The organism is Actinomycetota bacterium (assembly GCA_035759705.1).
Lineage (GTDB): Bacteria > Actinomycetota > CADDZG01 > JAHWKV01 > JAHWKV01 > JAJCYE01.
Genome location: DASTUJ010000202.1, coordinates 1 through 2,272, shown reverse-complemented (window position 1 = coordinate 2,272; position 2,272 = coordinate 1). Strand labels below are relative to the sequence as shown.

The window sequence follows — 2,272 nt, the reverse complement described above, 5'->3', positions numbered from 1 at the left end:
TAAACCCGCTACCTGACCACCGCCAGTGGGGTCGGGTCGAACAGGCGGTCGACGATCGCTGCTGCGCCCGCCTGGTCCTGAACCGCCTCTATGGCGTCCAGGCACTCCTGCTCTCCGTCGTACCCGCACGGGGATTCGGCGACGATCACCCCGTTGTTCGCGACGAACTTCCAACGGTGTTGACCGTTGGACTGGTAGACCAGGAACTGCTGGCGCGCGTGCATCCTGATGCACAGAATACTCCGCCGCAGGCACAAAGTCGCGAAAAGATTGCGATTTCGCATTGCCCGGCCCGAGGCCCGGCCAAGTCCGGGCCGCCGCCTAGTCCATAAAGTTCGCAGTTATGGCTGCCGGCTGATTGGCGGGCACGTCTCCGTCCAGCCCGAAGCTGACCGTAAACAGGTTGCGGACAAACCACTGTCCGCTCGACTGCCGGTAGACGGCGATCTCGTCGCTCGGCGTGCTGTCGAAGTTGCCGGGGACCGGGAGGTCACCCGGCAGCCCCCAGTTGACCACCGGCTGGCCCTGGATGAACCACCCTCCTACCGAAGGCCGCCACACCGCCAGGTCTGCCGGTCCGTTGCCGTCGTAGTCGGCCGGGACGGGGATGTCGCCCGTCAATCCCCAGCTGACCGCCGGCTGGCCCAGACGGAACCACTGCCCGCTCGAGGGCCGCCACACGGCGATGTCGGCCGTCCCGTTTCCGTCGTAGTCGGCCGGCACCGGGATGTCGCCCGGCTGGCCCCAGAAGACCACCGGCTGTCCCTGGACGAACCACTGCCCGGTCGAAGGCCGCCACACCGCCAGGTCTGCCGTTCCGTTGCCGTCGTAGTCGGCCGGCACCGGGATGTCGTCGGGGACGCCCCAAAAATGGGTTGCCTGGTTGCGGATGAACCACAGGCTGTTCGACCGCCGGTAGACCGCCGGGTCCACGGTTCCGTTGCCGTCGTAGTCGGCGGCTACCGGAAGATCGCCCGGCTGGCCCCAGCTCACGGTGAACTGGTCCCGCACGAACCACTGGCCGGAGCCGGGCCGCCAAACAGCGACGTCGGTTGTGCGGTTCCCGTCGAAGTCGCCGGCGACCGGGTCGGAAACGTAGGCGATCCGTCGAACCTGCCCGCCTCCGGTGTAGTTGGTGTAGTACAGGGCCCCGTCCGGACCGTACTCGAGGTGGACGGCCGAGCCGAGCCCGGTGGCAAAGTCGCGGACCCCGGTTCCGTCGAGCAGCCAGATCCTGCCGCATCCGAAGTCGGCAAACAGGTAGGCGTTGTTGTAGCGGGGAGGCCAGCGTCCCGGCGGAACGAAGGCGGCTCCCGTGATCGAGATGCATCCGGCGCTGCGGTCGTAGTCGTGGATCGGCTCGGTAGCCGAAGGCAGCGTGCAGCCCGGCAGGGAGGGGTTGGCGATGCGGCCCTCACGGCAGTTCCAGCCGTAGTCGGCTCCTGCCAGCCCGAGGTCGACCTCCTCACGCGCCGACTGTCCGACGTCGTTGATGTGCATGGCGCCGTCGGCCCGGAAGGCGAAGCGGAACGGGTTGCGGAGGCCCCAGGACCAGGTCTCACTGCACAGCAGGGCACTCCCGGGGTTGGTGTCCCCCGAGGGATGGCCGCAACGCCGGGTGCTGGTAGGGGCGTAAGGGTTGTCGGCGGGCACCGTGCCGTCGGTGTTCAGCCGGAGGATCTTGCCGAGCAGGTGCAGCCGGGACCTGGCGTTGTCGTTGTTGCCGGCGCAGAGGGTTGCGTTGGTGAGCCGGCACCCGCCGTCTCCGACCGATACGTAAAGCTTGCCGTCGGGACCCAGGTTCAGGTCGCCGGCGTTGTGGTTGGTCGCCGGCGTCGGGATCCAGTCCAGCAGGATCACCTCGCCGGTCAACAGGTTGTTGGCTCCCAGGGTGAAGCGTGAGACCCGGTTCCAGCAGTCGCCGTTGTGGTTGGAGGTGTAGTAGAGGAACACCTCGTTCGCCGCTGACACGGCCGATCCGAGAAGCCCCTGCTCACCCGAGCTGCAAACGCCCGAGAGGGTGAGCGCCGGGGTGGCCTGCAGGGCGCCGTTGACGAATACGCGGACGGCACCGGCCTGGGTGGTTACGAGCATCCGCCCGCCCGAGGCGAAGGAGATCGATGTCGGAGAGGCAACGTTGCCGACCAGGGTGTCGGTGAAGCCGGGGTCGTTGGGAAAAGCGGCTCCGGCGGAAGGCACGGGAAGAACAATGAGCGTCGACACCAGGACCATCAGGCAAAGTAGGCGACGCATAGAGACAATTATGCCCTCT

General features: G+C 67.3%; 2 protein-coding genes. Both read right to left on the bottom strand.

What is annotated here, in order from left to right:
- Window positions 1-8: 8 nt before the first annotated feature.
- Window positions 9-224 carry a YegP family protein gene (locus tag VFV09_14285; GenBank protein HEU4868877.1) on the bottom strand — a complete coding sequence of 72 codons (216 nt, stop codon included), beginning with the start codon at window positions 222-224 and terminating at the stop codon, window positions 9-11.
- A 97-nt stretch (window positions 225-321) separates the two neighbouring features.
- Complete coding sequence (locus tag VFV09_14280) at window positions 322-2,253, bottom strand: PQQ-dependent sugar dehydrogenase (GenBank protein HEU4868876.1); 1,932 nt, start codon at window positions 2,251-2,253, stop codon at window positions 322-324.
- Between the last annotated feature and the right edge of the window lie 19 nt (window positions 2,254-2,272).

What these genes read in the sequence shown, in the direction of transcription:
- VFV09_14280 (HEU4868876.1), bottom strand. Translation starts at nt 2,253, where the DNA reads ATGCGTCGCCTACTTTGCCTGATGGTCCTGGTGTCGACGCTCATTGTT.
- VFV09_14285 (HEU4868877.1), bottom strand. Translation starts at nt 224, where the DNA reads ATGCACGCGCGCCAGCAGTTCCTGGTCTACCAGTCCAACGGTCAACAC.